The organism is Streptomyces sp. NPDC051133 (assembly GCF_040682635.1).
Lineage (GTDB): Bacteria > Actinomycetota > Actinomycetes > Streptomycetales > Streptomycetaceae > Streptomyces.
The window spans coordinates 22,796-48,649 of record NZ_JBFBBK010000060.1; the positions used below are offsets into that span (position 1 = coordinate 22,796).

The 25,854-nt window shown below is 72.1% G+C and carries 26 protein-coding genes; 20 read left to right on the forward strand and 6 right to left on the reverse strand.

The genetic code is table 11. The features are described from left to right. Positions 1–150: 150 nt before the first annotated feature. Positions 151–2,550: a Tex family protein gene (locus AB0N17_RS38550; protein ID WP_366016334.1), complete on the reverse strand. Its 2,400-nt coding sequence runs from the start codon at positions 2,548–2,550 to the stop codon at positions 151–153. A gap of 104 nt (positions 2,551–2,654) precedes the next feature. After that, positions 2,655–2,786 (reverse strand): LPFR motif small protein, encoded by a 132-nt coding sequence (locus tag AB0N17_RS38555; protein WP_366016335.1) that lies wholly within the window; start codon positions 2,784–2,786, stop codon positions 2,655–2,657. Between the two features lie 133 nt (positions 2,787–2,919). On the opposite strand from AB0N17_RS38555, the gene AB0N17_RS38560 reads away from it, so the two are divergent. Continuing rightward, positions 2,920–3,879: a GlxA family transcriptional regulator gene (locus AB0N17_RS38560; protein WP_366016336.1), complete on the forward strand. Its 960-nt coding sequence runs from the start codon at positions 2,920–2,922 to the stop codon at positions 3,877–3,879. A gap of 17 nt (positions 3,880–3,896) precedes the next feature. Further along, complete coding sequence (locus AB0N17_RS38565; protein ID WP_366016337.1) at positions 3,897–4,532, forward strand: DJ-1/PfpI family protein; 636 nt, start codon at positions 3,897–3,899, stop codon at positions 4,530–4,532. A 7-nt stretch (positions 4,533–4,539) separates the two neighbouring features. Here the strand turns inward: AB0N17_RS38565 and AB0N17_RS38570 are convergent, their stop codons facing one another. Continuing rightward, positions 4,540–5,367, reverse strand: coding sequence for an enoyl-CoA hydratase/isomerase family protein (locus AB0N17_RS38570; RefSeq protein WP_366016338.1), 828 nt, complete (start codon positions 5,365–5,367; stop codon positions 4,540–4,542). A 111-nt stretch (positions 5,368–5,478) separates the two neighbouring features. Here AB0N17_RS38570 and AB0N17_RS38575 point away from each other — a divergent pair, with 111 nt between their 5' ends. Continuing rightward, positions 5,479–6,078 carry a DUF308 domain-containing protein gene (locus AB0N17_RS38575; protein WP_366016339.1) on the forward strand — a complete coding sequence of 200 codons (600 nt, stop codon included), beginning with the start codon at positions 5,479–5,481 and terminating at the stop codon, positions 6,076–6,078. Positions 6,079–6,253: 175 nt separating this feature from the next. Continuing rightward, positions 6,254–6,748 carry an ATP-binding protein gene (locus tag AB0N17_RS38580; RefSeq protein WP_366016357.1) on the forward strand — a complete coding sequence of 165 codons (495 nt, stop codon included), beginning with the start codon at positions 6,254–6,256 and terminating at the stop codon, positions 6,746–6,748. Positions 6,749–6,754: 6 nt separating this feature from the next. Here AB0N17_RS38580 and idi read toward each other — a convergent pair whose 3' ends face one another. The 3 genes from idi to galE all read right to left on the reverse strand — a co-directional run bounded on the left by idi (position 6,755) and on the right by galE (position 9,617). Continuing rightward, positions 6,755–7,348, reverse strand: a complete 594-nt coding sequence (gene idi, locus AB0N17_RS38585; RefSeq protein WP_366016340.1) for an isopentenyl-diphosphate Delta-isomerase — start codon at positions 7,346–7,348, stop codon at positions 6,755–6,757. 221 nt (positions 7,349–7,569) lie between these two features. After that, entirely contained in the window at positions 7,570–8,511 is a 942-nt protein-coding gene (locus tag AB0N17_RS38590) for a cation diffusion facilitator family transporter (RefSeq protein ID WP_366016341.1), read from the reverse strand. A 134-nt stretch (positions 8,512–8,645) separates the two neighbouring features. Continuing rightward, the gene (gene galE / locus AB0N17_RS38595; protein WP_366016342.1) at positions 8,646–9,617 is read right to left on the reverse strand and encodes a UDP-glucose 4-epimerase GalE; all 972 of its coding nucleotides are present in this window, start codon (positions 9,615–9,617) and stop codon (positions 8,646–8,648) included. Positions 9,618–9,882: 265 nt separating this feature from the next. Between galE and AB0N17_RS38600 the strand changes: the two genes are divergently transcribed. The 16 genes from AB0N17_RS38600 to AB0N17_RS38675 form a co-directional block, all read left to right on the forward strand. Beyond that, a complete protein-coding gene (locus tag AB0N17_RS38600; protein WP_366016343.1) occupies positions 9,883–11,670 on the forward strand; it encodes a DUF5941 domain-containing protein in 1,788 nt (595 codons plus the stop codon). Beyond that, entirely contained in the window at positions 11,667–12,419 is a 753-nt protein-coding gene (locus tag AB0N17_RS38605) for a phosphocholine cytidylyltransferase family protein (protein WP_366016344.1), read from the forward strand. The genes AB0N17_RS38600 and AB0N17_RS38605 overlap by 4 nt, the downstream gene beginning before the upstream one ends. Continuing rightward, on the forward strand, positions 12,407–13,468 hold the full coding sequence (locus AB0N17_RS38610; protein ID WP_366016345.1) for an iron-containing alcohol dehydrogenase family protein: 1,062 nt from the start codon (positions 12,407–12,409) through the stop codon (positions 13,466–13,468). Before AB0N17_RS38605 ends, AB0N17_RS38610 begins: the two co-directional genes overlap by 13 nt. Next, positions 13,446–14,225: a CDP-alcohol phosphatidyltransferase family protein gene (locus AB0N17_RS38615; RefSeq protein ID WP_366016346.1), complete on the forward strand. Its 780-nt coding sequence runs from the start codon at positions 13,446–13,448 to the stop codon at positions 14,223–14,225. The genes AB0N17_RS38610 and AB0N17_RS38615 overlap by 23 nt, the downstream gene beginning before the upstream one ends. Before the next feature lie 32 nt (positions 14,226–14,257). Further along, on the forward strand, positions 14,258–15,103 hold the full coding sequence (locus AB0N17_RS38620; protein WP_366016358.1) for a glycosyltransferase: 846 nt from the start codon (positions 14,258–14,260) through the stop codon (positions 15,101–15,103). A 60-nt stretch (positions 15,104–15,163) separates the two neighbouring features. Next, positions 15,164–16,093, forward strand: a complete 930-nt coding sequence (locus AB0N17_RS38625; RefSeq protein WP_366016347.1) for an ABC transporter permease — start codon at positions 15,164–15,166, stop codon at positions 16,091–16,093. Then, positions 16,086–16,886: an ABC transporter ATP-binding protein gene (locus tag AB0N17_RS38630; RefSeq protein WP_366016348.1), complete on the forward strand. Its 801-nt coding sequence runs from the start codon at positions 16,086–16,088 to the stop codon at positions 16,884–16,886. Before AB0N17_RS38625 ends, AB0N17_RS38630 begins: the two co-directional genes overlap by 8 nt. 360 nt (positions 16,887–17,246) lie before the next feature. Further along, a complete protein-coding gene (hpnC, locus tag AB0N17_RS38635) occupies positions 17,247–18,143 on the forward strand; it encodes a squalene synthase HpnC (RefSeq protein WP_366016349.1) in 897 nt (298 codons plus the stop codon). Beyond that, positions 18,140–19,102, forward strand: a complete 963-nt coding sequence (hpnD, locus tag AB0N17_RS38640) for a presqualene diphosphate synthase HpnD (protein WP_366016350.1) — start codon at positions 18,140–18,142, stop codon at positions 19,100–19,102. Before hpnC ends, hpnD begins: the two co-directional genes overlap by 4 nt. Next, positions 19,102–19,230, forward strand: a complete 129-nt coding sequence (locus AB0N17_RS38645; RefSeq protein WP_366016351.1) for a DUF6380 family protein — start codon at positions 19,102–19,104, stop codon at positions 19,228–19,230. The genes hpnD and AB0N17_RS38645 overlap by 1 nt, the downstream gene beginning before the upstream one ends. After that, the gene (gene hpnE / locus AB0N17_RS38650) at positions 19,227–20,654 is read left to right on the forward strand and encodes a hydroxysqualene dehydroxylase HpnE (RefSeq protein ID WP_366016352.1); all 1,428 of its coding nucleotides are present in this window, start codon (positions 19,227–19,229) and stop codon (positions 20,652–20,654) included. Before AB0N17_RS38645 ends, hpnE begins: the two co-directional genes overlap by 4 nt. Continuing rightward, on the forward strand, positions 20,654–21,790 hold the full coding sequence (locus AB0N17_RS38655; protein ID WP_366016353.1) for a polyprenyl synthetase family protein: 1,137 nt from the start codon (positions 20,654–20,656) through the stop codon (positions 21,788–21,790). The genes hpnE and AB0N17_RS38655 overlap by 1 nt, the downstream gene beginning before the upstream one ends. A 119-nt stretch (positions 21,791–21,909) precedes the next feature. Further along, positions 21,910–23,970 carry a squalene--hopene cyclase gene (shc, locus tag AB0N17_RS38660; protein ID WP_366016354.1) on the forward strand — a complete coding sequence of 687 codons (2,061 nt, stop codon included), beginning with the start codon at positions 21,910–21,912 and terminating at the stop codon, positions 23,968–23,970. 1 nt (position 23,971) lies between these two features. Then, positions 23,972–24,613: a 1-hydroxy-2-methyl-2-butenyl 4-diphosphate reductase gene (locus AB0N17_RS38665; protein WP_366016355.1), complete on the forward strand. Its 642-nt coding sequence runs from the start codon at positions 23,972–23,974 to the stop codon at positions 24,611–24,613. A gap of 5 nt (positions 24,614–24,618) precedes the next feature. Next, entirely contained in the window at positions 24,619–25,641 is a 1,023-nt protein-coding gene (gene hpnH, locus AB0N17_RS38670; RefSeq protein WP_366016359.1) for an adenosyl-hopene transferase HpnH, read from the forward strand. Between the two features lie 4 nt (positions 25,642–25,645). Beyond that, positions 25,646–25,854, forward strand: a 209-nt coding sequence (locus AB0N17_RS38675; RefSeq protein WP_366016356.1) for a flavodoxin-dependent (E)-4-hydroxy-3-methylbut-2-enyl-diphosphate synthase, incomplete at its 3' end; no start/stop codon positions are given.

Genomic DNA, 25,854 nt, shown 5'->3' on the forward strand with positions numbered 1-25,854 from the left:
GCCCGGCCCCGGCGACCCCCGTTGCCGGGGCAAGAAGACCGGATCCGGCGACCCCCGTTGCCGGGGCAAGAAGGCCGGATCCAGCGACCCCCGTTGCCGGGGCCGGAGGGCCGACTCAGTAACCCCCGTTGCCGGGGCCGGAAGGCCGGCTCAGCGGCCCCCGCGCTTCGGGTCCACCAGCCCCGCGCGGCGCAGGGCGTCCGCCATCGCGCTGTTGGACGGCGGCGGGGCCTGACGGCCGCCCCGGTCACCGCCGCGGCCCTGCCGCTGCCCCTGCCCCTGCCGCTGCTGGGGCGGCCGGGCGCCGCCGCCCCGCTGCTGCCGGCCGCCGCCCTGGCCCTGAGGGGCGGCGGCCTCGTCGTCCAGCCGCAGCGTCAGCGCGATCCGCTTGCGCGGGATGTCCACGTCCAGGACCTTCACCTTGACGATGTCACCGGGCTTCGCCACATCGCGCGGGTCCTTCACGAACGTCTTCGACATCGCCGACACGTGCACCAGGCCGTCCTGGTGGACACCGACGTCCACGAACGCGCCGAAGGCGGCCACGTTCGTCACCACGCCCTCCAGGACCATCCCGGCGGACAGGTCCGAGATCTTCTCCACGCCCTCCTTGAAGGTGGCGGTCTTGAAGGCGGGACGCGGGTCGCGGCCCGGCTTCTCCAGCTCCTTCAGGATGTCCGTCACCGTCGGCAGGCCGAAGGTGTCGTCCACGAAGTCGGCGGGCCGCAGCGAGCGCAGCACGCCCGTGTTGCCGATGAGCGAGGCCACCTCCTGACCGGTGGTCTTCACCATGCGGCGCACCACCGGGTAGGCCTCGGGGTGGACGCTGGAGGCGTCCAGCGGGTCGTCGCCGCCGCGGATGCGCAGGAAGCCCGCGCACTGCTCGTACGCCTTCGGGCCCAGCCGGGCCACCTTCTTCAGGGCCGAGCGGGACAGGAAGGGGCCGTTGGCGTCCCGGTGCGCCACGATGTTCTCGGCCAGGCCGGACGAGATGCCGGACACCCGCGAGAGCAGCGGCACGGACGCCGTGTTGACGTCCACTCCGACGCCGTTCACACAGTCCTCCACCACCGCGTCCAGCGAGCGGGACAGCTTCACCTCGGACAGGTCGTGCTGGTACTGGCCGACGCCGATCGACTTCGGGTCGATCTTCACCAGCTCGGCCAGCGGGTCCTGCAGGCGCCGGGCGATGGAGACCGCGCCGCGCAGCGACACGTCCATGCCGGGCAGCTCCCGCGAGGCGTACTCCGAGGCCGAGTACACCGACGCGCCCGCCTCGGACACCATCACCTTCGTGAGTTTCAGCTCGGGGTGCCTGGCGATGAGTTCGGTGGCGAGCTTGTCCGTCTCGCGGGACGCCGTGCCGTTGCCGATCGCGACGAGGTCCACCGCGTGGTCCTTCGCGAGCCTCGCCAGCTTCGCGATCGCCTCGTCCCACTTGTTGGCCGGGACGTGCGGGTAGATCACATCGGTGGCGACGGCCTTGCCGGTGGCGTCGACCACGGCCACCTTCACGCCCGTACGGAAACCGGGGTCCAGGCCCAGCGTCGCGCGCGTGCCGGCCGGGGCGGCCAGCAGCAGGTCGCGCAGGTTCGCGGCGAACACGTTCACCGCCTCGTCCTCGGCGGCGGTACGAAGGCGCAGCCGCAGGTCGATGCCGAGGTGGACGAGGATGCGGGTGCGCCAGGCCCAGCGGACCGTGTCCTTCAGCCACTTGTCGGCGGGGCGGCCCCGGTCGGCGATTCCGAACCGGGCGGCGACGGTGCCCTCGTACGACGACGGCGCCGACGGGGACTCGGCGGGCTCCTCCGGCTCCAGGACGAGGTCCAGGACCTCCTCCTTCTCACCGCGCAGCATCGCCAGCACGCGGTGCGAGGGCAGCTCCGTGAACGGCTCGGCGAAGTCGAAGTAGTCGGCGAACTTGGCGCCGGCCTCCTCCTTGCCCTCCCGCACCTTCGCGACCAGCCGCCCGCGCACCCACATGCGCTCGCGCAGCTCGCCGATCAGGTCGGCGTCCTCCGAGAACCGCTCGGTGAGGATCGCCCGGGCGCCCTCCAGCGCGGCCTGCGGGTCGGCGACGCCCTTGCCGGCGTCCACGAACGCGGCGGCGGCGGCCTGCGGCTCGACCGTCGGGTCGCCCAGCAGGCCGTCGGCCAGCGGCTCCAGGCCCGCCTCGCGGGCGATCTGCGCCTTGGTGCGCCGCTTGGGCTTGTAGGGGAGGTAGATGTCCTCCAGACGCGCCTTGGTCTCGGCGCCCCGGATCTGCGCCTCGAGCTGCTCGGTGAGCTTGCCCTGCTCGCGCACCGACTCCAGGATCGCCGTGCGCCGCTCCTCCAGCTCCCGCAGGTAGCGCAGCCGCTCCTCGATCGTGCGCAGCTGCGCGTCGTCGAGCATCTCGGTCGCTTCCTTGCGGTAGCGGGCGATGAAGGGCACCGTCGAACCGCCGTCCAGCAGCTCCACCGCGGCCTTCACCTGCCGCTCCCGTACGCCGAGCTCCTCGGCGATCCTGCCTTCGATGGATCCTGCTTCGATGGACCCGGGTGTCGTCACGATCCCGTACCGCCTTCTCCACTGAGGTTGCGCGGCAATTGTGGCAGGTGACACCGACATCCGGGGATCAGGGCGGCACCCCGGCGGGGCGCCGGGCCCCAAGGTCAGGCCCGGCTGCCGCGCGCGGTGGACGAGGCTCCGCCGAACAGCCGGGCGAGCGCCCGGAACGGCAGCGTGACGACCGTGGCGACGGCTCCGCCGATCTGCCGCAGCACGTCTGCGATGGCACGGAACACGAATGAACTCCCTTCCCGCGGGTCTCGTTGTCGGGGGCCGGGTACCTCGGCGGGCACGGCCCATGCCCGCGTGGCAGGAAAGGTGGGAAACTCGTCATTGCGGCCATGCAAGGGCCGTCGAAGAATCGGGGACATGCCGCAGCGAACCGTTTTGTTCGTCCTCTTCGACGAGGTGCAGAGCCTCGACGTCACCGGACCGCTCGAGGTGTTCTCCGGCGCCGAGACCCACACGCCCGGCACGTACCGGATCCGTACGGCCTCCCTCGACGGCGGGCCCGTCCGCACCTCCGGCGGGCTGCGCCTCGTACCGGACGGGGCCCTCGGCCGGGCCCCGGTGCCGGACACCCTGGTGGTCCCCGGCGGTGCGGGAACGCGCCGTGTCGAACCCCGGCTCGTGGAGTGGCTGCGCGACCACGGCCCGCGGCCCCGGCGGCTGGTCTCGGTGTGCACCGGCGCGCTCCTGCTGGCCGCGGCGGGCCTGCTCGACGGCCGCCGGGCGACGACCCACTGGGCCTACTGCGACAAGCTCGCCCGCGACCACCCGGACGTCACGGTGGAACCGGAGCCGATCTACGTCCGCGACGGGAGCGTCTCCACCTCCGCCGGCGTGACCTCCGGGATCGACCTCGCGCTCGCCCTGGTGGAGGAGGACCTGGACCGCGACGTGGCACTGGCCGTCGCCCGGCGGCTGGTGGTGTTCCTGCGCCGGCCGGGCAACCAGGCCCAGTTCAGCGCGCAGCTCGCCGCGCAGACCGCGCGGCGCGAGCCCCTCAGGGAGGTCCAGCGGTGGATCACCGAGCACCCGGCCGGTGACCTCACGGTCGAGTCGCTCGCCGCCCGGGCCCGGCTGTCACCGCGCCACTTCGCGCGCGCCTTTCGTGAGGAGACCGGCATGACCCCCGGCCGCTACGTGGACCGGATCCGCCTCGAACACGCCCGCCGGCTGCTGGAGGACACCGCCGGCGGCATCGAGGACATCTCCCGCGCGAGCGGCTACGGCACCCCCGAGGCCATGCGCCGGGCCTTCCTCAAGTCCCTGGGCACACCTCCCAGGGAGTACCGCACCCGCTTCCACCCGGCCCCCACCCGCTGAACCCGGAAAGGACCCCCATGCACATCGCCCTGGTCGTCTACGACCGTTTCACCGCGCTGGACGTCGTCGGCCCCTACGAGATCCTCAGCCGGCTCCCCGGCGTGCGGCTGGACTTCGTCGCCGAGCGGACCGGGACCGTCCGCGCCGACACCGGGTTCCTCGCGCTCTCGGCGGACCGGGCCCTGGACGAGGTGCCCGAGCCCGACGTCGTCGTCGTGTCGGGCGGGCCCGGCACCCAGGAGCAGCTGGACAACCCGGTCCTGCTGCAGTGGCTGCGCGCGGCCGACGCGGCGAGCACCTGGACGACCTCCGTCTGCTCGGGCTCGCTGCTGCTCGCCGCCGCGGGACTGCTCCGGGGGCGGCGGGCGACCAGCCACTGGACCGCCCTGGAGCTGCTGCGGACGTTCGGCGCGGAGCCGGTCGGCGAGCGGGTGGTGACCGACGGCAAGTACGTCACCGCGGCCGGGGTCTCCGCCGGCATCGACATGGCCCTCACCCTGTCCGGCCGGATCGCCGGCGACGAACACGCCCAGGCCGTCCAGCTGCTGACCGAGTACGACCCGCAGCCGCCGTACGACGCCGGCTCCCCGCGGAAGGCGCCCGCGCACCTCGTCGAGGAACTGCGCGCGGGCAGCCGTTTCAACCTGACGTAGGCAGGTGTCAACCTGACGTGGGCACGTGCGCGGCGGACACGTCCGACGCGGCCGCGTCCGGCGATGCCGCGTCCGGCGCGGACCCGGACGCGGGCACGCTCCAGGTGAAGCGCGGCTGCCGGCGCTCCAGGAACGCGGCGACGCCCTCCGCGGTGTCGCCGCTGCCGCGCGCCTGCTCCGCCCAGTGGGCGTCCCGGTCCGTCCGGCCGTCCGCGAACTCCTTCGCCGCGGCCTGGGTGAGCTGCGAGCGGGCCACCAGGACGCCGGTCAACTCGGCGACCCGCTTCCCCAGTTCGCCCTCCGCCAGCACCTCGTCCACCAGCCCGGTGCGCAGCGCCCGCCGGGCGTCGATCAACTCGGCCGTGAACAGGAGGTACTTGGCGGCGGCCGGGCCGACCAGGGACACCAGCCGGCGGGTGGAGGAGGCCGGGTAGACGATGCCGAGCCGCGCCGGTGTCACCCCGAACAGCGCGCTCTCCTCCGCCAGCCGCAGATCACAGGCCGCCGCGAGCTGCGCCCCGCCGCCCACACAGTGCCCGCGCACGGCGGCCAGCGACGGCTTGGGGAACGCGGCCAGGGCCTCCTCGGCCGCCACCGCGAGCCCCTGCGCCTCCTGCGGCGACTCCCGCAGCGTGGAGATGTCCGCGCCCGCGCAGAACGTCCCGCCCTCCCCGGTCAGCACCAGCGCCCGCACCCGCGAATCGGCCGCCAGCTCCGCCAGCAGCGGCGGCAGCGCCCGCCACATCGCGGCCGTCATGGCGTTGCGCTTGGCGGGGTGGCGGATGACGACGGTGGCGACGGATCCGGTGACCTGGTGCGACAGCTGGGGGTCCATGCGCGGATGCTATCCACCCGCCCGGGGACCGCCGCTGTGCGTTACGACACCCCGTCCGACGGGGACAAAAACGGAAGTAGCCGACAAAGCGGGCGATATCAGGAGGTGGCGATGGCCAGGTCCGGGAAGCCCAGGGGCAAGGCGGCGAAGCTGCACCGCGGCTTCAGCTGGCTCGCGGTGCTCGGCGTGATCCTCGTCCTCGCCGGTCTCGTCGGACTCGTCTACACCGGCCTCGCCACGCTGACCTCGATGCTGCTGTTCGGCTGGCTGCTGCTGATCGGCGGTGTCGTCGGCCTGCTGCACGCCGTCCAGGCCCGCGGCACCAGCTTCTTCTGGCTCGGCGTGATCGTCGCCGCCCTGAACATCGCGGCGGGTGTCGTCGTCATCCGGCTGCCCCACGCGACGGCCGCCGCGCTGACCATGTTCGCCGCCCTGCTGTTCCTCGCCGCCGGCCTGTTCCGGCTGGTCGGCAGCCTGGTGGTCCGCGGTCCGCAGTTCGCCTGGACCCTGCTGCTCGGCGTCTTCGACCTGCTGCTCGGGATCCTGGTTCTCGCGCACTGGCCGAGCAGCAGCCAGTACGTCATCGGCTGCTTCTTCTCGCTCGCCCTGCTCTTCGACGGCCTCGGCCTGCTGGCCACCGGCTACGGCGGGCGCCGGGTCGTCGGCATGGTCTCCGACCAGGGGCACTCCGAACGCGTACAACCCGAATAGTTCGGGATGCGGCGTCCGCGAGGACAGGAACGGTCCCTCTCGTGACCGTGTCATACGCACTCGGTCAGAAACCGCTCGATACCGGCTGACTTGCGTTCAGGTGTCCGGCCCGCAGCGCATCGTTACCAACACTCGACGTGTGGTGACAATCGAGCGCGAGGGTGGCGACCGGACGATGGACAACCACGGGCGCGGGGACGGTGCGCGCCCGGCGGAGGGCGCCGAGCGGCCGCCCGGCCCCCTGCCGTACGAGGGCGTCTGGCGGTTCACGGCCGCCGCCGTGGACTCATCGGTGCCGCAGGCCCGGCACGCCGTACGGGACCTGCTGCTGCGCCAGGGCGTGCCGGTCTCGGAGGACCTGGTGCACGGCCTGCTGCTGATCGTCTCCGAACTGGTCACCAACGCGGTCCGGCACGCGGCGCTGCTGTCGCCGGTGCTGGCCGTGGAGGTCGCCGTCGGAGCCGAGTGGGTACGGGTGTCCGTGGAGGACAACCACCCGTACCGCCCGACCGCCCTGGAGGCCGACCACGGCCGGACCGGCGGCCGGGGGCTGCTGCTGGTCCGCGAGGTGGCGCGGGAGGCGGGCGGGGTGGTCGACGTGGAGCACACCGCGAGCGGCGGCAAGGTGATCTGGGCCGCCCTGCCGCTCAAGCCCGCGCCGCTGCCGTAGCGCCGCTCACCAGCCCGCGGACGGGCCCGTCAGCTCCCTGATCGCCGGACGGGCCGCGTCCAGCACGGTCATGAACCAGGCCGAGAACGGTTCGCGTGCGTGCCGCTCCGCCAGCTCGGCCGCCGTCACGAAGACGGTCGAGGCGACCTCGTCCTCGTCCGGCGCGAGCGGTGCCTGCACCAGGCCGACGAACAGGTGGTTGTACTCCTGCTCCACCAGGCCCGAGGCAGGGTCCGGGTGGTTGTAGCGGACCGTCCCCGCCTCCGCCAGCAGCGACGGCGACACGCCCAGCTCCTCGTACGTGCGCCGGGCCGCCGCCGCGAACGGCGCCTCACCGGGGAAGGGGTGACCACAGCAGGTGTTGGACCAGACGCCGGGGGAGTGGTACTTGCCGAGCGCGCGCTGCTGGAGCAGCAGCCGGCCCTGCTCGTCGAAGAGGAACACCGAGAACGCGCGATGCAGCTGTCCCGGCGGCTGGTGGGCGGCGAGCTTCTCCGCCGTGCCGATCGTCACACCCTTCTCGTCGACCAGTTCCAGCAAAATCGCCTCTGCGGTGCCCTCCGACGCACGGTGCGTCGCGGTGGCAGGTGTGATCGGCATACCCATCCTTCGCCTCGGTCTTCGCGCCCCAAGTCTGCCGTACGAATCCGGCACTCCCGGCACTTCCCCGCACGTCCGCGCGCGGCGCGGCACCGGGGCCGGACCCGGTAGATCATCTTCCCGGCCGGCGGATCACGGAATCGTCCGGGGCGGGTGCCGAACGACTGTCCGATCGGTCGCGGGTGCGGGCGCCGGCGGTGCGACCGTCGGTGGCACAGCCGTCAGTGGCACAGCCGTGCCTCGTGCTCCGCGTGTCCGCCCGGCTCCAGCTGGAACGTGCAGTGCTCGACGTCGAAGTGGTCGCCCAGGCAGCCCTGCAGCTCGTGCAGCATCTTCTCGTGGCCGATGGCGTTCAGCACCTCCGAGCTGACCACCACGTGCGCCGACAGCACGGGCATGCCGGAGGTGATCGTCCAGGCGTGCAGGTCGTGGACGTCCTCCACGCCGTCCAGCGCCAGGATGTGCGCCCGTACCTCCGCCATGTCGACGTTCTTGGGGGCCGCCTCCAGCAGCACGTCCAGCGTCTCGCGCAGCAGCTTCAGCGTCCTCGGCACGATCATCAGCCCGATGACCAGCGAGGCGACCGGGTCGGCGGCCTGCCAGCCGGTGGTCAGGATCACCGCGGCGGAGATCAGCACCGCGACCGAGCCCAGCGCGTCCGCGGCCACCTCCAGGAAGGCGCCGCGCACGTTCAGGCTCTCCTTCTGCCCGCGCATCAGCAGGATCAGCGAGACCGAGTTGCCGACCAGGCCGATCAGACCGAAGACGACCATCAGGCCGCCCCGGGTGTCCGCGGGCGTCATGAACCGCTGGACCGCCTCGTACAGGACGTATCCGCCGACCCCGAGCAGCAGCACGCAGTTGGCCAGCGCGGCCAGGATCTCGGCGCGGGCGTAGCCGAAGGTGCGGTTGGTGCTCGCCGGGCGGTTCGCGAAGTGGATGGCGAGCAGTGCCATGCACAGGCCCACCGCGTCGGTCGCCATGTGGGCCGCGTCCGCGATCAGTGCCAGCGAGTCCGCGAGCAGACCGCCGACGATCTCGGAGACCATGATCGTGAGCGTGATGCCCAGGGCGACGCGCAGCCGGCCGCGGTAGGCGGCCGCGGCCGTACCGGTGGGCGGCGCGTGGGTGTGCGCATGCCCGTGGTCGTGCCCTGCCCCCATGGCGAACCGCCTTCCCAGTGCCGTCGGAAGACCCAGTGAACTACGGGCGGGGGGTATGGGGCAACGCGGCATTGAACACCGTTGTCATCTGCCCTGACCTGCGGAAACGATCCGCTGGTCAGGGCGGTGCGGGCTCACCGGGCGTGGTGCAGCTGCCAGCCCTGCCAGGCGGAGTCGACCATCTCGCGCACCCCGCGCCGGGCCCGCCAGTCGAGCGCCCGGGCGGCGCGCTCGGCCGAGGCGACCGCACGCGGCGCGTCCCCCGGCCGGCGACCCTCCACCAGCGGCGCCCGGCGGTCCCCGGTGACCTCCCCGATGACGGAGATCAGCTCGCGCACCGAGACGCCCTCGCCCCGGCCGATGTTCAGCGTCAGATCGCCGGCGAGGTCCCCGCCGGCGAGCCGCCGCGCCGCCGCGAGGTGGGCCTCGGCGAGATCGGCCACGTGGATGTAGTCCCGGACGCAGGTGCCGTCCGGCGTCGGATAGTCGGCACCGAAGATCCGCGGGGCCTCGTCACGGGTGAGCCGGTCGAAGACCATCGGCACGATGTTGAACACCCCGGTGTCCGCGAGCCCGGGGGCCGCGGCGCCCGCCACGTTGAAGTAGCGCAGGCACACCGTGGAGATCCCGTGTGCCTTTCCGGCCGCCCGCACCAGCCACTCCCCGGCCAGCTTGGTCTCGCCGTAGGGGTTCACCGGCGCGCACGGGGTGTCCTCGGTGATCTGGTCCACGTCCGGGTTGCCGTACACGGCCGCCGACGAGGAGAACACCAGCCGGCGCACGCCCGCCGCGGCGATCGCGTCCAGGAGCGTGGCGAGCCCCCCGACGTTCTCCCGGTAGTAGCGGGTGGGCTGCGCCACGGACTCGGCGACCTGCTTGCGCGCCGCGAGGTGGACGACGCCCGTCACACCGTGCTCCGCGCAGACCCGTTTCACCAGCGCCCCGTCGAGCGCCGAGCCCCGGACCAGGGGCACCTCGGCCGGGAGCCGCGCCGGCACCCCGGCCGACAGGTCGTCCAGCGCCACGACGCTCTCCCCGGCGCCGGCCATGGCCCGTGCCACGTGCGCCCCGATGTATCCGGCCCCGCCGGTGATCAGCCACGTCATGGTCGCCCACCCTATGCGGACCGGGAAGGTGTCCCGGATGCCCGGGTCTGCGCCGACGGGTTTGTGGGGCGGGCCCCGGATCCCCGATGATGATCGCGGCAAAGGCCGGGGCAGCCCCCGTGGACCGGGCCGTGAACGGCCGGTGAACAAGGGCTCCCGCCCATCAGATAGCCTCTGCCGACATGCCGCCCGGGTGCCGCAGGCAGGGCGCCCCATCACGCACGAGACCGGCGCCCGCGCGCCGGCACCCAGGGAGTGAGTTCGGTTGCCGACCGCCATCGTCACCGGTCAGCCGGTCCCCGGATCGTCGCTCGAGAGCGATCTGCGGTCCCTCGGCTTCGACGTCCAGGTGGCCGCGGACGCCCCCGAGGCCGCGACCCTGCTCGCCGCCGCTCCCGCGGGCGACCGCGCGGCCCTGGTCGACGCCCGCTTCGTCGGCCACCCGCACGCCCTGCGCCTCGGCCTGACCGACCCGCGCTTCCCGCTCGCCGCCGTCCCCGGTGCCGTCACCGCGCAGCCCGCCGCCCGGCAGGCGCTCGGCCGGGCCCTGACCCGCGAGACCTCCGCGGGCGGCGGCACCGCGACCGCCCTCGACAGCCTCGCCGACCGCGTCGTCGACGCCCTCGACGCCGAGGGCGTCGAGGTGTACCGGCCGGTGCTCGGCAGCCTCGTCGCCGCCGTCCCCGCCGACCCGCAGGCCCGCAACGAGGCCCGGCAGGCCGTCGCCGCCGTCGACGACGAGGCCGTGCGCCTGAAGTCGGCCGTGAAGTCCCGCGACGGGTTCTTCACCACGTTCTTCATCAGCCCGTACTCGCGCTACCTCGCCCGCTGGTGCGCCCGCCGGGGCCTCACCCCGAACCAGGTCACCACCGCGTCCCTGCTCACCGCACTGATCGCGGCCGGCTGCGCGGCGACCGGCACCCGCGCGGGCTTCGTCGCGGCCGGTGTGCTGCTGATCGCCTCCTTCGTGCTGGACTGCACCGACGGCCAGCTCGCCCGCTACGCGCTGAAGTACTCCACGCTCGGCGCCTGGCTCGACGCCACCTTCGACCGGGCCAAGGAGTACGCCTACTACGCCGGTCTCGCCCTCGGCGCGGCCCGCGGCGGCGACGACGTGTGGGCGCTGGCGCTGGGCGCGATGATCCTGCAGACCTGCCGGCACGTGGTCGACTTCTCCTTCAACGAGGCCAACCACGACGCCGCCGCCAACACCAGCCCCACCGCCGCCCTCTCCGACAAGCTGGACAGCGTCGGCTGGACGGTGTGGGTGCGGCGCATGATCGTCCTGCCGATCGGCGAACGCTGGGCGATGATCGCGGTCCTCACCGCGGCCACCACCCCGCGGATCACCTTCTACGTCCTGCTCGCCGGCTGCGCCTTCGCCGCGACGTACACCACGGCGGGGCGTGTGCTGCGGTCGGTGACGCGCAAGGCGCGGCGCACGGACCGGGCGGCGCAGGCGCTGGCCGACCTCGCCGACAACGGCCCGCTCGCCTCGCTCGTGGCCCGGATCACCCGGGGCCGCCTCGGCTCCCCGTTGCTGGTCGCCCTGGCCGGCACGGCCGTCCTCGCGGTGTCCCTCTTCTCCGGCGTGGCCTGGGCACCCGTCGCCGGTGCCGTGGTCTACGCGACCGCCGCCGGCCGGGCCCTGTACCGCCCCCTCAAGGGAGCCCTGGACTGGCTCGTCCCGCCGCTGTTCCGGTTCGCCGAGTACGGCACCGTGCTGGTACTGGCGGCCGACGCGGACGTGAACGGGGCCCTTCCTGCGGCTTTCGGCCTGGTGGCGGCCGTCGCCTACCATCACTACGACACGGTGTACCGCATCCGCGGCAACGCCGGAGCGCCCCCGGCCGGTCTGGTCCGCGCCATCGGGGGGCAGGAGGGGCGGACGCTGCTCGTCACCGTCCTGGCCGCGGCGCTCACCGCTTCGCAGTTCAAGGTCGCGCTCACGGCACTCGCCGTGGCCGTCGCCCTGGTGGTGCTCGTCGAGAGCATCCGCTTCTGGGTGTCCGCTGGGGCGCCCGCCGTACACGACGAAGGAGAACCCGCATGATCGGCCTCGTGCTGGCGGCCGGCGCCGGACGGCGTCTGCGCCCCTACACCGACAGCCTGCCCAAGGCGCTGGTGCCGGTGGGGCCTGCGGGGATAGAGGACTCGATCACGGTGCTGGACCTGACCCTCGGCAACTTCGCCGAGATCGGGCTGACCGAGGTCGCGATCATCGTCGGCTACCGCAAGGAGGCCGTGTACGAGCGCAAGGCGGCCCTGGAGCAGAAGTACGGCCTGAAGCTCACCCTCATCGACAACGACAAGGCCGAGGAGTGGAACAACGCCTACTCCCTGTGGTGCGGCCGTGACGCGCTCAAGGACGGTGTGATCCTCGCCAACGGCGACACCGTCCACCCGGTCTCCGTCGAGAAGACGCTGCTCGCCGCGCGCGGCGAGGGCAAGCGGATCATCCTCGCCCTGGACACGGTGAAGAACCTGGCCGACGAGGAGATGAAGGTCGTCGTCGACCCCGAGAAGGGCATGACGAGGATCACCAAGCTGATGGACCCGGCCGAGGCCACCGGCGAGTACATCGGCGTCACCCTGATCGAGGGCGACGCCGCCCCCGAGCTGGCCGACGCGCTGAAGACGGTCTGGGAGACCGACCCGCAGCAGTTCTACGAGCACGGGTACCAGGAGCTGGTGGGCCGCGGCTTCCGGATCGACGTGGCGCCGATCGGCGATGTCAAGTGGGTCGAGATCGACAACCACGACGACCTCGCCCGCGGACGGGAGATCGCGTGCCAGTACTGACCCGGCTCATCCCCTCGCCGGTCGTCGTGGACATCCGCCCGGGTGCCCTGGACGACCTGGGGTGCGTGCTCGCCGACGAGCGCATCTCGCAGTCCGGCCGGCTCGCCATCGCCGTCAGCGGCGGCTCGGGCGCCCGGCTGCGCGAGCGCATCGCCCCGACCCTGCCCGGCGCGAGCTGGTACGAGGTCGGCGGCGGCACCATCGACGACGCGGTCCGGCTGGCGGGCGACATAAAGGCCGGCCGGTACGACGCGGTCGTGGGCCTGGGCGGCGGCAAGATCATCGACTGCGCCAAGTTCGCGGCGGCCCGGGTCGGCCTGCCGCTGGTGGCCGTCGCCACCAACCTCGCGCACGACGGCCTGTGCTCGCCGGTCGCGACCCTCGACAACGACGCGGGCCGCGGCTCGTACGGCGTGCCGAACCCGATCGCGGTCGTCATCGACCTGAACGTGATCCGTGAGGCGCCCGTCCGCTTCGTGCGCTCCGGCATCGGCGACGCCATCTCCAACATCTCCGCGGTCGCGGACTGGGAGCTGGCCAACCGGGTCAACGGCGAGAAGATCGACGGCCTGGCCGCGGCCATGGCCCGGCAGGCCGGCGAGGCGGTGCTCCGGCACCCCGGCGGCGTCGGCGACGACGGCTTCCTGCAGGTGCTGGCCGAGGCCCTCGTCCTCACCGGTATCGCCATGTCGGTGTCGGGCGACTCCCGGCCGTCCTCCGGGGCGTGCCACGAGATCAACCACGCCTTCGACCTGCTGTACCCCAAGCGGGCCGCCGCCCACGGCGAGCAGTGCGGACTGGGCGCGGCCTTCGCGATGTACCTGCGCGGCGCGCACGAGGAGTCGGCGTACATGGCCGAGGTGCTGCGCCGGCACGGGCTTCCGGTGCTGCCCGAGGAGATCGGCTTCACCGTGGACGAGTTCGTCCGCGCCGTGGAGTTCGCTCCCGAGACCCGCCCCGGCCGCTACACGATCATCGAACACCTCGACCTCAAGACGAACCAGATCAAGGACACCTACGCCGACTATGTCAAGGCCATCGGTAGCTGAACTCCGTCCGGTCGTCCACCCCGCGGGGGTGAAGGACCGGCGCAGCGGTGAGCACTGGATGGGACGCCTCTACATGCGTGAGGTGTCCCTGCGGGTCGACCGCTACCTGGTGAACACCAGGGTCACGCCCAACCAGCTCACGTACCTGATGACCGTCTTCGGCGTGCTCGCGGCCCCGGCGCTCCTGGTGCCGGGGATCTGGGGCGCCGTCCTCGGCGTGGTGTGCGTCCAGATGTACCTGCTGCTGGACTGCGTCGACGGCGAGATCGCGCGCTGGAAGAAGCAGTACTCGCTGAACGGGGTCTACCTGGACCGCGTCGGCGCCTATCTGACCGACGCGGCCGTCCTGGTCGGCCTCGGCCTGCGCGCCGCCGACCTGTGGGGCGGCGGCCGTATCGACTGGCTGTGGGCCTTCCTGGGCACCCTCGCCGCGCTCGGCGCGATCCTCATCAAGGCCGAGACCGACCTGGTCGGTGTCGCCCGGCACCAGGCAGGCAAGCCGCCGGTGAAGGAGGCCGCCGCCGAGATGCGCACCTCCGGCATGGCACTGGCCCGCCGGGCCGCCGCCGCGTTCAAGTTCCACCGGCTGATCCTCGGCATCGAGGCCTCGCTGCTCATCCTGGTCCTCGCCGTGGCGGACCAGGTCCGCGGCGACCTGTTCTTCACCCGTCTCGGCACCGCCGTCCTGGCGGGCATCGCCCTGCTGCAGACCCTGCTGCACCTGGTGTCGATCCTCGCCTCCAGCAGGCTGAAGTGAGTGCCGTGAAGGTCGGCGCCGTCATCATCACCATGGGCAACCGGCCCGAGGAGCTGCGGGCCCTGCTCGACTCGGTCGCCAAGCAGGACGGCGACCCGGTCGAGGTGGTCGTCGTCGGCAACGGCTCGCCCGTCCCGGACGTCCCCGACGGCGTGCGCACGATCGAGCTGCCCGAGAACCTGGGCATCCCCGGCGGGCGCAACGTCGGCACGGAGGCCTTCGGGCCCGGCGGCCGGGACGTCGACATATTGCTGTTCCTGGACGACGACGGCCTGCTCGCCCGCCACGACACCGCCCGGCTGTGCCGCGAGGCGTTCGAGGCGGACCCGGAGCTCGGCATCGTCAGCTTCCGCATCGCCGACCCGGAGACCGGCGAGACGCAGCGCCGGCACGTGCCCCGGCTGCGCGCCTCCGACCCGATGCGCTCCTCGCGGGTCACCACCTTCCTGGGCGGCGCCAACGCCGTCCGCACCCAGGTCTTCGCCGACGTCGGCGGCCTGCCGGACGAGTTCTTCTACGCCCACGAGGAGACCGACCTCGCCTGGCGGGCGCTGGACGCCGGCTGGATGATCGACTACCGGTCCGACATGGTGCTGTACCACCCGACGACCGCGCCCTCGCGGCACGCGGTCTACCACCGCATGGTCGCCCGCAACCGGGTCTGGCTGGCCCGCCGCAACCTCCCCGTCCCCCTGATCCCCGTCTACCTGGGGGTCTGGATGCTGCTCACCCTGCTCCGCCGCCCCTCCGGGCCGGCGCTGAAGGCCTGGTTCGGCGGCTTCCGCGAGGGCTGGGCCACGCCGTGCGGTCCCCGCCGCCCGATGCGCTGGCGCACGGTGTGGAGGCTGACCCGGCTGGGCCGTCCTCCGGTGATCTGAGAAGCTTCTCTTACCCGAAGAGAGCAAGCTTCTTACCCAAGAGAGTCCGGATTTCCACTCGTGAGTCACACAACGCATGACGGCGGTGTCGCGGTGAGCGCGATACCGTCGCCCGACGAGGGACTGACGGCGGCCCAGCTCGCCGACAAGTACGGGCTCGCCGTGAGCGGCGCCCGTCCCTCGCTTGCCGAGTACATCCGCCAGCTGTGGGGGCGGCGCCACTTCATCCTCGCCTTCTCCCAGGCGAAGCTGACCGCGCAGTACAGCCAGGCCAAGCTGGGCCAGCTCTGGCAGGTGGCCACGCCGCTGCTGAACGCGGGCGTGTACTACTTCATCTTCGGCGTGATCCTGCACGCGAGCCGCGGCCTGTCCCAGGACGTGTACATCCCGTTCCTGGTCACGGGTGTGTTCGTGTTCACCTTCACGCAGAGCTCGGTCATGTCGGGCGTCCGTGCGATCTCCGGCAACCTGGGCCTGGTGCGCGCCCTGCACTTCCCGCGCGCCTCGCTGCCCGTCTCCTTCTCGCTGCAGCAGCTCCAGCAGCTGCTCTTCTCGATGATCGTGATGTTCGTCGTGGCGATCGGTTTCGGCAGCTATCCGAGCGCGTCCTGGCTGCTGATCGTGCCGGTCCTGCTGCTGCAGTTCCTGTTCAACACCGGGCTCGCGCTGGTCGTGGCCCGCATGGGCGCCAAGACGCCGGACCTCGCCCAGCTGATGCCGTTCATCCTGCGCACCTGGATGTACACCTCCGGTGTCATGTTCTCCATCAACAAGATGATGGAGGGCCGCTCCGAGCTGGCGGTCCGGCTGCTGCAGGTCAACCCGGCCGCGGTCTACATGGACCTGATGCGCTACGCGCTGATCGACGGGTACGGTGCCTCGAACCTGCCGCCGCACGTGTGGGCGATCGCCCTGTTCTGGGCCGTGGTCGTCTTCGCCGGTGGTTTCGTGTACTTCTGGAAGGCGGAGGAGAGGTACGGCCGTGGCTGAGCAGAACAACGGACAGGACACCGGCGAGCGCCGCCCCACCGTCATCGCGGACGGCCTGCACATCGTCTACCGGGTCAACGGGGCCAGGACCGGCAAGGGCAGTGCGACGGCGGCGCTGAGCCGGATCGTCAAGCGCGGCTCCGACGACGCGGCACGCGGTGTGCGCAAGGTGCACGCCGTGCGCGGGGTGTCCTTCGTCGCCTACCGCGGCGAGGCCATCGGCCTGATCGGCTCCAACGGCTCCGGCAAGTCCACCCTGCTGCGCGCCATCGCGGGGCTGCTCCCGGCGGAGAAGGGCAAGGTCTACACCGACGGCCAGCCCTCGCTGCTCGGTGTGAACGCGGCCCTGATGAACGACCTGACCGGCGAGCGCAACGTCATCCTGGGCGGGCTCGCGATGGGCATGTCACGGGAGCAGGTCAAGGAGCGGTATCAGGACATCGTCGACTTCTCCGGGATCAACGAGAAGGGCGACTTCATCACCCTTCCGATGCGCACCTACTCCTCCGGTATGGCGGCCCGGCTGCGCTTCTCCATCGCCGCCGCCAAGGACCACGACGTCCTCATGATCGACGAGGCGCTGGCGACCGGTGACCGCAAGTTCCAGAAACGTTCCGAGGAACGCATCAGGGAACTGCGCAAGGAAGCGGGCACGGTGTTTCTGGTCAGCCACAACAACAAGTCGATCCGGGACACCTGCAACCGTGTCCTCTGGCTGGAACGCGGCGAGCTGCGTATGGACGGACCGACCGAAGAGGTTTTGAAGGAGTACGAGAAGTTCACGGGCAAGTAGCCCGTTTCGGCCAGGGCCCCGCGGTCGTCCGACCGGCGGGGCCCTGCGTCTGCAAAGGAAGCGTCAACTCCGGCGGACGTAAGGAATCTTGACGCCAATCGGTGTGTTGTTGTGATGTGCAGGACACCCCCTCGGACCGCGCCGCGTTGTACAACGTAAGCTGTACCGGTGCCGGAATGCGGCAAGTGGGGCGATAATGCGCGACATCCTAGGCCAGGGCGGCCCTGCGGATTGCCGGGCGGCGTGTCCGAAATAGTGTGTATTGGTTCGGCAGTGTAGAACGGGAGATGTGACGGCAATGGCTACGGAAACTCCCCAGCTCAACGCAGCATGTGCCGTCCCCGCCCCGGGCAGCGCCCGATGACGGCCACCGAGACGGCGCCCGGTCCGGAACGCGCCACCCTCGACAAGGCCGCGAGCGAGAACTTCCCCGTGGCCCCCTTCTTCCTCCCCCGCGCCTGGCGCGACGACCTCATGGCCGTCTACGGCTTCGCCCGCCTCGTCGACGACATCGGCGACGGCGACCTCGCGCCCGGCGGCGCCGACGCCCGGCTGCTCGGTGTGCCACCGGCCGACGCCGAGGACCGGCTGGTCCTCCTCGACGCCTACGAGGCCGACCTGCGCCGCGTCTTCGACGGCACCCCGGGCCACCCCCTGCTGCGCCGCCTGCAGCCCACCGTCCGCCGCCGCTCGCTCACCCCCGGGCCGTTCCTCGGCCTGATCGCCGCCAACCGCCAGGACCAGCTGGTCACCCGGTACGAGACCTACGACGACCTCCTCGCCTACTGCGAACTGTCCGCCAACCCCGTCGGCCGCCTCGTCCTCGCCGTCACCGGCACCTCGACCCCCGAGCGGATCCGCCTGTCCGACGCGATCTGCACCGCGCTGCAGATCGTCGAACACCTCCAGGACGTCGCCGAGGACCTCGGCCGCGACCGGATCTACCTGCCGGCCGAGGACATGAAGCGGTTCCACGTCCAGGAAACGGATCTTGGCGCAAAAACCGCGGGCGCATCGGTGCGCGCCCTGGTTGCATACGAAGCGCAACGCGCCCGCGATCTGCTGAATGAAGGCGCCCCCCTGGTGGGTAGCGTCCACGGCAGGTTGAAGCTGCTGCTCGCAGGGTTCGTGGCGGGGGGAAGGGCGGCGATCCGGGCGATCGCCGCCGCCGAATACGACGTACTTTCCGGCCCGCCCCGACCCGGCAAGGTCCAGTTGCTGCGTGAGGCGGGCGTGATCCTGCGAGGAGAGGGGTGATCCGGACCGTGGATTCTCCGTCGCACGTGTCCGCACCGGTACTCGCCGCCTACAGCTACTGCGAGACCGTCACGGGGCAGCAGGCCCGGAACTTCGCGTACGGCATCCGGCTGCTGCCGGCGCCCAAGCGCCGCGCCATGTCGGCGCTGTACGCGTTCTCGAGGCGCGTGGACGACATCGGCGACGGCGAGCTGGCCGACGACGTCAAGCTGACGCGGCTGGAGGACACCAGGGCGCTGCTCGCCCGGATCCGGGAGGGACAGGTCGAGGAGGACGACACCGATCCGGTCGCCGTCGCCCTCGCCCACGCCGCCCGTTCCTTCCCGATCCCGCTCGGCGGCCTGGACGAGCTGATCGACGGCGTCCAGATGGACGTCCGCGGCGAGACCTACGAGACCTGGGACGACCTGAAGGTCTACTGCCGGTGTGTCGCCGGAGCCATCGGACGCCTCTCGCTCGGCGTCTTCGGCACCGAACCGGGAGCGCGCGGCACCGAGCGCGCGGCCGAGTACGCCGACACGCTGGGCCTGGCCCTGCAGCTCACCAACATCCTGCGGGACGTCCGCGAGGACGCCGCCGGCGGCCGTACCTACCTGCCCGCCGACGACCTCGCCAAGTTCGGCTGCTCGGCCGGGTTCGACGGGCCGACCCCGCCGGAGGGCTCCGACTTCGCGGGGCTCGTGCACTTCGAGGTGCGGCGGGCCCGGGCCCTGTTCGCCGAGGGCTACCGGCTGCTGCCCATGCTCGACCGGCGCAGCGGCGCGTGCGTGGCGGCCATGGCCGGCATCTACCGCCGGCTGCTGGACCGCATCGAGCGCGATCCGGAGGCCGTGCTGCGCGGCCGGGTCTCCCTGCCGGGACGCGAGAAGGCCTACGTCGCCGTGCGTGGCCTGTCCGGTCTCGACACCCGGCACGTGACCCGTCATGTCGCGTCGCGGTCCGTCCGGAGGCGCGCCTGATGGACCTCACCGAACCAGGAGACCGGAGGCAGGCAACTTTCCGCCACGGCGTGGCGTCCCTGACTGCGACGGCCGTGCGTGCACCGTTCAACCAGCACGCCCGGCACGCACGGAAGGACGCACGATGAGCGACGGCCCACGCTCCGCACCGGCGCACGCGCACACCCCGGCCAGGGCGGGCCGCAGCGCGGTCGTGGTCGGCGGCGGTCTCGCCGGCGTCACCGCCGCGCTCGCGCTCGCCGACGCGGGCGTGCAGGTCACGCTGCTCGAAGGCAGGCCCCGGCTGGGCGGCCTCGCCTTCTCCTTCCAGCGCGGCGAGTTGACCGTCGACAACGGCCAGCACGTGTACCTGCGCTGCTGCACCGCCTACCGCTGGTTCCTCGACCGGATCGAGGGCGCGGCGCTGGCACCGCTGCAGGACCGCCTGGACGTGCCCGTCGTCGACGTCGCCAAGCCCGAGGGCCGGCGGCTCGGCCGGCTGCGACGCGACCCGCTGCCCGTCCCCCTCCATCTGGGACGCAGCCTGGCCGCCTATCCGCACCTCTCGCTCGCCGAGCGCGCCGCGGTCGGGCGGGCCGCGCTCGCGCTGAAGGGGCTCGACCTCACCGATCCGGCCCTGGACAACCAGGACTTCGGCAGCTGGCTGGCCGCGCACGGCCAGTCGGCACGCGCCGTCGAGGCCCTGTGGGACCTGGTCGGTGTCGCCACCCTCAACGCGGTCGCGGGCGACGCCTCGCTGGGGCTCGCCGCGATGGTGTTCAAGACCGGTCTGCTGTCCGACCCGGGCGCGGCCGACATCGGCTGGGCCCGCGTCCCGCTGGGCGAACTGCACGACCGGCTGGCCCGCAAGGCGCTCGACTCCGCGGGCGTGCGTACCGAGGTCCGTACACGCGTCAATTCCGTCTCCATCAACGAGAACGGGACCTGGAGCGTTCAGGTTCCCGACGAGACGCTCCGGGCCGACGCGGTCGTTCTCGCCGTACCCCAGCGCGAGACGTACGACCTGCTGCCGCCCGGCGCCCTCGACGCCCCCGGGCGGCTGCTCGAGATCGGCACGGCCCCCATCCTCAACGTGCACGTCGTCTACGACCGCAAGGTGCTCGCGCGGCCCTTCTTCGCCGCTCTCGGCACCCCCGTGCAGTGGGTCTTCGACCGCACCGACGCCTCCGGGCTGACCGGGGGCCAGTACCTGGCGCTGTCCCAGTCCGCCGCGCAGGACGACATCGACCTGCCGGTCGCCGACCTCCGGGCACGGTACCTCCCGGAGCTGGAGCGGCTGATCCCGGGAACACGCGGCGCCGTGGTGAGGGACTTCTTCGTGACCCGGGAGCGGACGGCCACGTTCGCCCCCGCCCCCGGTGTCGGGCGCCGCAGGCCCGGCGCCCGCACCAAGGCACCCGGCCTGTACCTGGCCGGAGCGTGGACCGCCACCGGGTGGCCCGCGACCATGGAAAGTGCGGTCCGCAGTGGAGTGAGCGCGGCCGACGCCGTGCTGAGCACCCTGGGCCGGCCCCGCCCGGGCCACCTCTTCGCCTTCGAGGAGGCGGCCTGATGCTCGATCAGCAGCCCGCGGCAGGCCCCCGCACCCCCGGTACCGCAACAAGAGGAGAGACTGTGCCCACTGTGCCCCCGGCCTCGACGCCCGCGCGAGAGACCGCGGTGGACGTCACCGCGCTCCTGGAGCGCGGCCGGACCCTGGCCACACCGGTCCTGCGTGCGGCCGTCGACCGGCTGGCTCCTCCCATGGACACCGTCGCGGCCTACCACTTCGGCTGGATCGACGCCCAGGGCAACCCGGCCGACGGCGACGGCGGCAAGGCCGTCCGTCCGGCGCTGGCCGTGCTCTCCGCCGAGGTCACCGGCGGCGCGCCCGAGGTGGGCATCCCCGGTGCCGTCGCCGTCGAACTCGTGCACAACTTCTCGCTGCTGCACGACGACCTGATGGACGGTGACGAGCAGCGCCGGCACCGCGACACTGTCTGGAAGGTGCACGGCCCCGCCCAGGCCATCCTGGTCGGCGACGCCCTCTTCGCCCTCGCCAACGAGGTGCTGCTGGAGCTCGGCACCGTCGAGGCCGGCCGCGCCACCCGCCGTCTGACCACCGCCACCCGCGCCCTGATCGACGGTCAGGCACAGGACATCTCCTACGAGCACCGCGACCGCGTCAGCGTCGAGGAGTGCCTGGAGATGGAGGGCAACAAGACCGGCGCCCTGCTCGCCGCCTCCAGCTCCATCGGCGCGGTCCTCGGCGGCGCGGACGACGCCACCGCCGACGCGCTGGAGAAGTACGGCTACCACCTCGGCCTCGCCTTCCAGGCCGTCGACGACCTCCTCGGCATCTGGGGCGACCCGGACGCCACCGGCAAGCAGACCTGGAGCGACCTGCGCCAGCGCAAGAAGTCCCTGCCCGTCGTCGCCGCGCTGGCGGCCGGTGGCCCGGCCTCCGAGCGGCTCGGCGAGATCCTCGCCGCCGACGCCAAGAGCAGCGACTTCGAGAACTTCTCCGAGGAGGAGTTCGCGGCCCGCGCCGCCCTCATCGAGGAGGCGGGCGGCCGCCGGTGGACGGCCGAGGAGGCGCGCCGTCAGCACACCATCGCCATCGAAGCCCTTGACGCCGTCCGGATGCCCGACCCGGTCCGGGCCGCCTTCACCGCGCTCGCCGACTTCGTCGTCGTACGGAAGAGATGATCGTTATCGGCTCGACACACCTCGCGTAGTCGCCGGCCGGTGTCGTACGAACGACGCGGACACCGGCCGACGGCGGACCCACAGCAGCACGACTCGCACGACTGCACGAAGGGGAAGCCATGACAGCGACGACCGACGGAAGCACCGGGGCGACCCTGCCGCCCCGCGCTGCCGCGGCCAGCGACACCACCCCCGAGGCGGCGGCCGGGGTTCAGGAAGCCGCCGCACGCGCCGCGAGGCGCGCCACCGACTTCCTGCTCTCCCGGCAGGACGCCCAGGGCTGGTGGAAGGGCGACCTGGAGACGAACGTCACCATGGACGCCGAAGACCTGCTGCTCCGTCAGTTCCTGGGCATCGGGGACGACACGACCACGCAGGCCGCCGCGAAGTTCATCCGCGGCGAGCAGCGCGAGGACGGCACCTGGGCCACCTTCTACGGCGGTCCCGGTGAACTGTCCACCACCGTCGAGGCGTACGTCGCCCTCCGGCTGGCCGGCGACGCGCCCGACGCCCCGCACATGGCGAGGGCCTCGGCCTGGATCCGCGAGCGCGGCGGCATCGCGGCCTCCCGGGTGTTCACCCGGATCTGGCTCGCCCTGTTCGGCTGGTGGAAGTGGGAGGACCTGCCCGAACTCCCGCCGGAGCTCATCTGGTTCCCCACCTGGATGCCGCTCAACATCTACGACTTCGGCTGCTGGGCCCGGCAGACCATCGTGCCGCTGACCATCGTCTCGGCCAAGCGCCCGGTCCGCCCCGCGCCCTTCCCGCTGGACGAGCTGCACACCGACCCGGCGAACCCCAACCCGCCCAGGCCCCTCGCCCCCGTGGCGAGCTGGGACGGCGCCTTCCAGCGGCTGGACAAGGCCCTGCACCGCTTCCGCAAGGTCGCCCCGCGCCGGCTCCGCAAGGCCGCGATGAACTCGGCCGCCCGCTGGATCATCGAGCGGCAGGAGAACGACGGCTGCTGGGGCGGCATCCAGCCGCCCGCCGTGTACTCGGTCATCGCCCTGTACCTGCTCGGCTACGACCTCGAGCACCCGGTGATGCGCGAGGGCCTCGCCTCGCTGGACCGTTTCGCCGTCTGGCGCGAGGACGGCGCCCGGATGATCGAGGCCTGTCAGTCCCCGGTCTGGGACACCTGCCTCGCCACCATCGCGCTCGCCGACGCGGGACTGCCCGCCGACCATCCCGCACTGGTCAAGGCGGCCGACTGGATGCTCGGCGAGGAGATCGTCCGGCCCGGCGACTGGGCCGTACGACGGCCCGGACTCCCGCCGGGGGGCTGGGCGTTCGAGTTCCACAACGACAACTACCCCGACATCGACGACACCGCCGAGGTCGCCCTCGCGCTGCGCCGGGTCCGCCACCACGACCCCGAGCGGGTGGACAACGCCATCGGGCGCGCGGTGCGCTGGAACCTGGGGATGCAGTCGAAGAACGGGGCGTGGGGCGCCTTCGACGTCGACAACACCAGCCCGTTCCCGAACCGGCTGCCGTTCTGCGACTTCGGCGAGGTCATCGACCCGCCGTCGGCGGACGTCACCGCGCACGTCGTGGAGATGCTCGCCGCAGAGGGCCTCTCCCACGATCCGCGCACCCGGCGCGGCATCGCCTGGCTGCTCGCCGAACAGGAGGCGGACGGCTCGTGGTTCGGCCGCTGGGGCGTCAACTACGTCTACGGCACCGGCTCGGTCGTCCCCGCGCTGACCGCGGCGGGCCTGCCCGGCTCCCACCCGGCGATCCGGCGGGCCGTGACCTGGCTGGAGAGCGTGCAGAACGACGACGGCGGCTGGGGCGAGGACCTGCGCTCCTACAAGTACGTCAGGGAATGGAGCGGCCGGGGTGCCTCCACCGCCTCGCAGACCGCGTGGGCGCTGATGGCGCTGCTCGCGGCGGGGGAGAAGGACTCCAAGGCCGTGGAGCGCGGCGTCCGGTGGCTGGCCGAGACCCAGAAGGAGGACGGCAGCTGGGACGAGCCGTACTTCACCGGGACGGGCTTCCCCTGGGACTTCTCCATCAACTACCACCTGTACCGGCAGGTCTTCCCGCTCACCGCGCTCGGCCGGTACCTGCACGGCGACCCCTTCGAGCGGAACCTGCTCGCCGGAGCCGGCACGTCGATCTCGAAGGCCGTCCCGCAGGCCGTCCCGCAGACCGTCCCCCAGGCCAAGGGGGGCTGACTTGAGCGACCGGCCCGCCGCCACCCCGCTGCTGATCGCCTGCGCGCTCGGCATCGAGCGCCTCGCCCTGCGCACCGGCGACCGCAGCGGGGCCGACGGGCCGTACACCGTCGTCCGTACGGGCATGGGCCCGCGGGCGGCGAAACGCTCCCTCACGGACCGGCTGGCGGCCCCGGCCCTCGCCGAGGCCGCCGTCCTGGCCACCGGGTTCTGCGCCGGGCTCGCCCCCGGCATGCACCCCGGCGACCTGGTCGTCGCCGAGGAGACCCGGGACCCGCACGGGACCGTCCCGTGCGTGGGAACCGACCTGCTGGTCAAGGAGGTCGTGCGCCTCCTGCCCGGACGCACGGTCCACACCGGCCCGCTCACCGGCTCCGACCACGTCGTGCGGGGCCATGAGCGGTCCGCTCTGCTCGCGACCGGCGCCATCGCGGTCGACATGGAGTCCGCGGCCACGCTCCTGAGCGCCGTCCACGCGGGCGAGCGTCCGGTGGCGGCCGTACGGGTGGTCGTGGACGCTCCTGAACATGAACTCGTCCGGATCGGCACGGTGCGCGGTGGAATAACAGCTTTCCGTGTTCTTCGTTCCGTTCTTCCTGCATTTTTTGAATGGCACCGTTCTTTGTCGCTCCCCCGGAGGTGAGCCAGATGGCCATGCCGTTGCGTCAGTCCATCAAGGTCGCTACATACCTGGCCGAACAGAAGCTCCGCAGGCGGGACAAGTTTCCGCTCATCGTCGAGCTCGAACCGCTCTTCGCCTGCAACCTCAAGTGCGAGGGCTGCGGCAAGATCCAGCACCCGGCCGGTGTGCTCAAGCAGCGCATGCCGGTCGCCCAGGCCGTGGGCGCGGTGCTGGAGTCGGGCGCGCCGATGGTGTCCATCGCCGGCGGCGAGCCGCTGATGCACCCTCAGATCGACGAGATCGTCCGTCAGTTGGTGGCCAGGCGGAAGTACGTCTTCCTGTGCACCAACGCGATGTTGCTGCGCAAGAAGATCGACGAATTCACGCCGTCGCCCTATTTCGCCTTCGCGGTCCACATCGACGGGCTGCGGGAGCGGCACGACGAGTCCGTGGCGAAGGAGGGGGTGTTCGACGAGGCGGTGGAGGCCATCAAGGAGGCCAAGCGGCGCGGCTTCCGGGTGACCACCAACTCCACCTTCTTCAACACCGACACCCCGCAGACCATCATCGAGGTGCTCAACTTCCTCAACGACGACCTGAAGGTCGACGAGATGATGATCTCGCCCGCCTACGCCTACGAGAAGGCCCCCGACCAGGAGCACTTCCTCGGCGTGGAGCAGACCCGCGAGCTGTTCAAGAAGGCCTTCGCGGGCGGCAACCGCAAGAAGTGGCGCCTCAACCACTCCCCGCTCTTCCTGGACTTCCTGGAGGGCAAGGTCGACTTCCCATGCACCGCGTGGGCGATCCCGAACTACTCGCTGTTCGGCTGGCAGCGCCCCTGCTACCTGATGAGCGACGGGTACGTGCCGACGTACCGGGAACTCGTCGAGGAGACCGACTGGGACAAGTACGGCCGCGGCAAGGACCCGCGCTGCGCCAACTGCATGGCGCACTGCGGCTACGAGCCCACCGCCGTCCTCGCCACCATGGGTTCTCTGAAGGAGTCGCTGCGGGCCATGCGTGAGACCGTCTCCGGAAACCGGGAGTGAGACGATGACCGCCGTTCCCTTGGGCGTTCCCGGGGTACCGGCCCGGCCGGTGGCGCCGCGGCGCGTGTCGCGGCGGATCCAGGTCGGGCCGGTGGCGGTCGGCGGCGGAGCCCCGGTGTCGGTGCAGTCGATGACCACGACCCGTACGTCCGACATCGGTGCGACTCTGCAGCAGATCGCGGAACTCACCGCGTCCGGTTGCCAGATCGTCCG

Bases quoted from the DNA above. Each gene is read 5' to 3' on its own strand.
- AB0N17_RS38560 (WP_366016336.1), top strand. From the start codon at position 2,920: ATGCCGCAGCGAACCGTTTTGTTCGTCCTCTTCGACGAGGTGCAGAGC.
- AB0N17_RS38565 (WP_366016337.1), top strand. From the start codon at position 3,897: ATGCACATCGCCCTGGTCGTCTACGACCGTTTCACCGCGCTGGACGTC.
- AB0N17_RS38570 (WP_366016338.1), bottom strand. From the start codon at position 5,367: ATGGACCCCCAGCTGTCGCACCAGGTCACCGGATCCGTCGCCACCGTC.
- AB0N17_RS38575 (WP_366016339.1), top strand. From the start codon at position 5,479: ATGGCCAGGTCCGGGAAGCCCAGGGGCAAGGCGGCGAAGCTGCACCGC.
- AB0N17_RS38580 (WP_366016357.1), top strand. From the start codon at position 6,254: ATGGACAACCACGGGCGCGGGGACGGTGCGCGCCCGGCGGAGGGCGCC.
- idi (WP_366016340.1), bottom strand. From the start codon at position 7,348: ATGCCGATCACACCTGCCACCGCGACGCACCGTGCGTCGGAGGGCACC.
- AB0N17_RS38590 (WP_366016341.1), bottom strand. From the start codon at position 8,511: ATGGGGGCAGGGCACGACCACGGGCATGCGCACACCCACGCGCCGCCC.
- galE (WP_366016342.1), bottom strand. From the start codon at position 9,617: ATGACGTGGCTGATCACCGGCGGGGCCGGATACATCGGGGCGCACGTG.
- AB0N17_RS38605 (WP_366016344.1), top strand. From the start codon at position 11,667: ATGATCGGCCTCGTGCTGGCGGCCGGCGCCGGACGGCGTCTGCGCCCC.
- AB0N17_RS38615 (WP_366016346.1), top strand. From the start codon at position 13,446: ATGTCAAGGCCATCGGTAGCTGAACTCCGTCCGGTCGTCCACCCCGCG.
- AB0N17_RS38620 (WP_366016358.1), top strand. From the start codon at position 14,258: ATGGGCAACCGGCCCGAGGAGCTGCGGGCCCTGCTCGACTCGGTCGCC.
- hpnC (WP_366016349.1), top strand. From the start codon at position 17,247: ATGACGGCCACCGAGACGGCGCCCGGTCCGGAACGCGCCACCCTCGAC.
- AB0N17_RS38645 (WP_366016351.1), top strand. From the start codon at position 19,102: ATGGACCTCACCGAACCAGGAGACCGGAGGCAGGCAACTTTCCGCCAC.
- hpnE (WP_366016352.1), top strand. From the start codon at position 19,227: ATGAGCGACGGCCCACGCTCCGCACCGGCGCACGCGCACACCCCGGCC.
- AB0N17_RS38655 (WP_366016353.1), top strand. From the start codon at position 20,654: ATGCTCGATCAGCAGCCCGCGGCAGGCCCCCGCACCCCCGGTACCGCA.
- shc (WP_366016354.1), top strand. From the start codon at position 21,910: ATGACAGCGACGACCGACGGAAGCACCGGGGCGACCCTGCCGCCCCGC.
- hpnH (WP_366016359.1), top strand. From the start codon at position 24,619: ATGGCCATGCCGTTGCGTCAGTCCATCAAGGTCGCTACATACCTGGCC.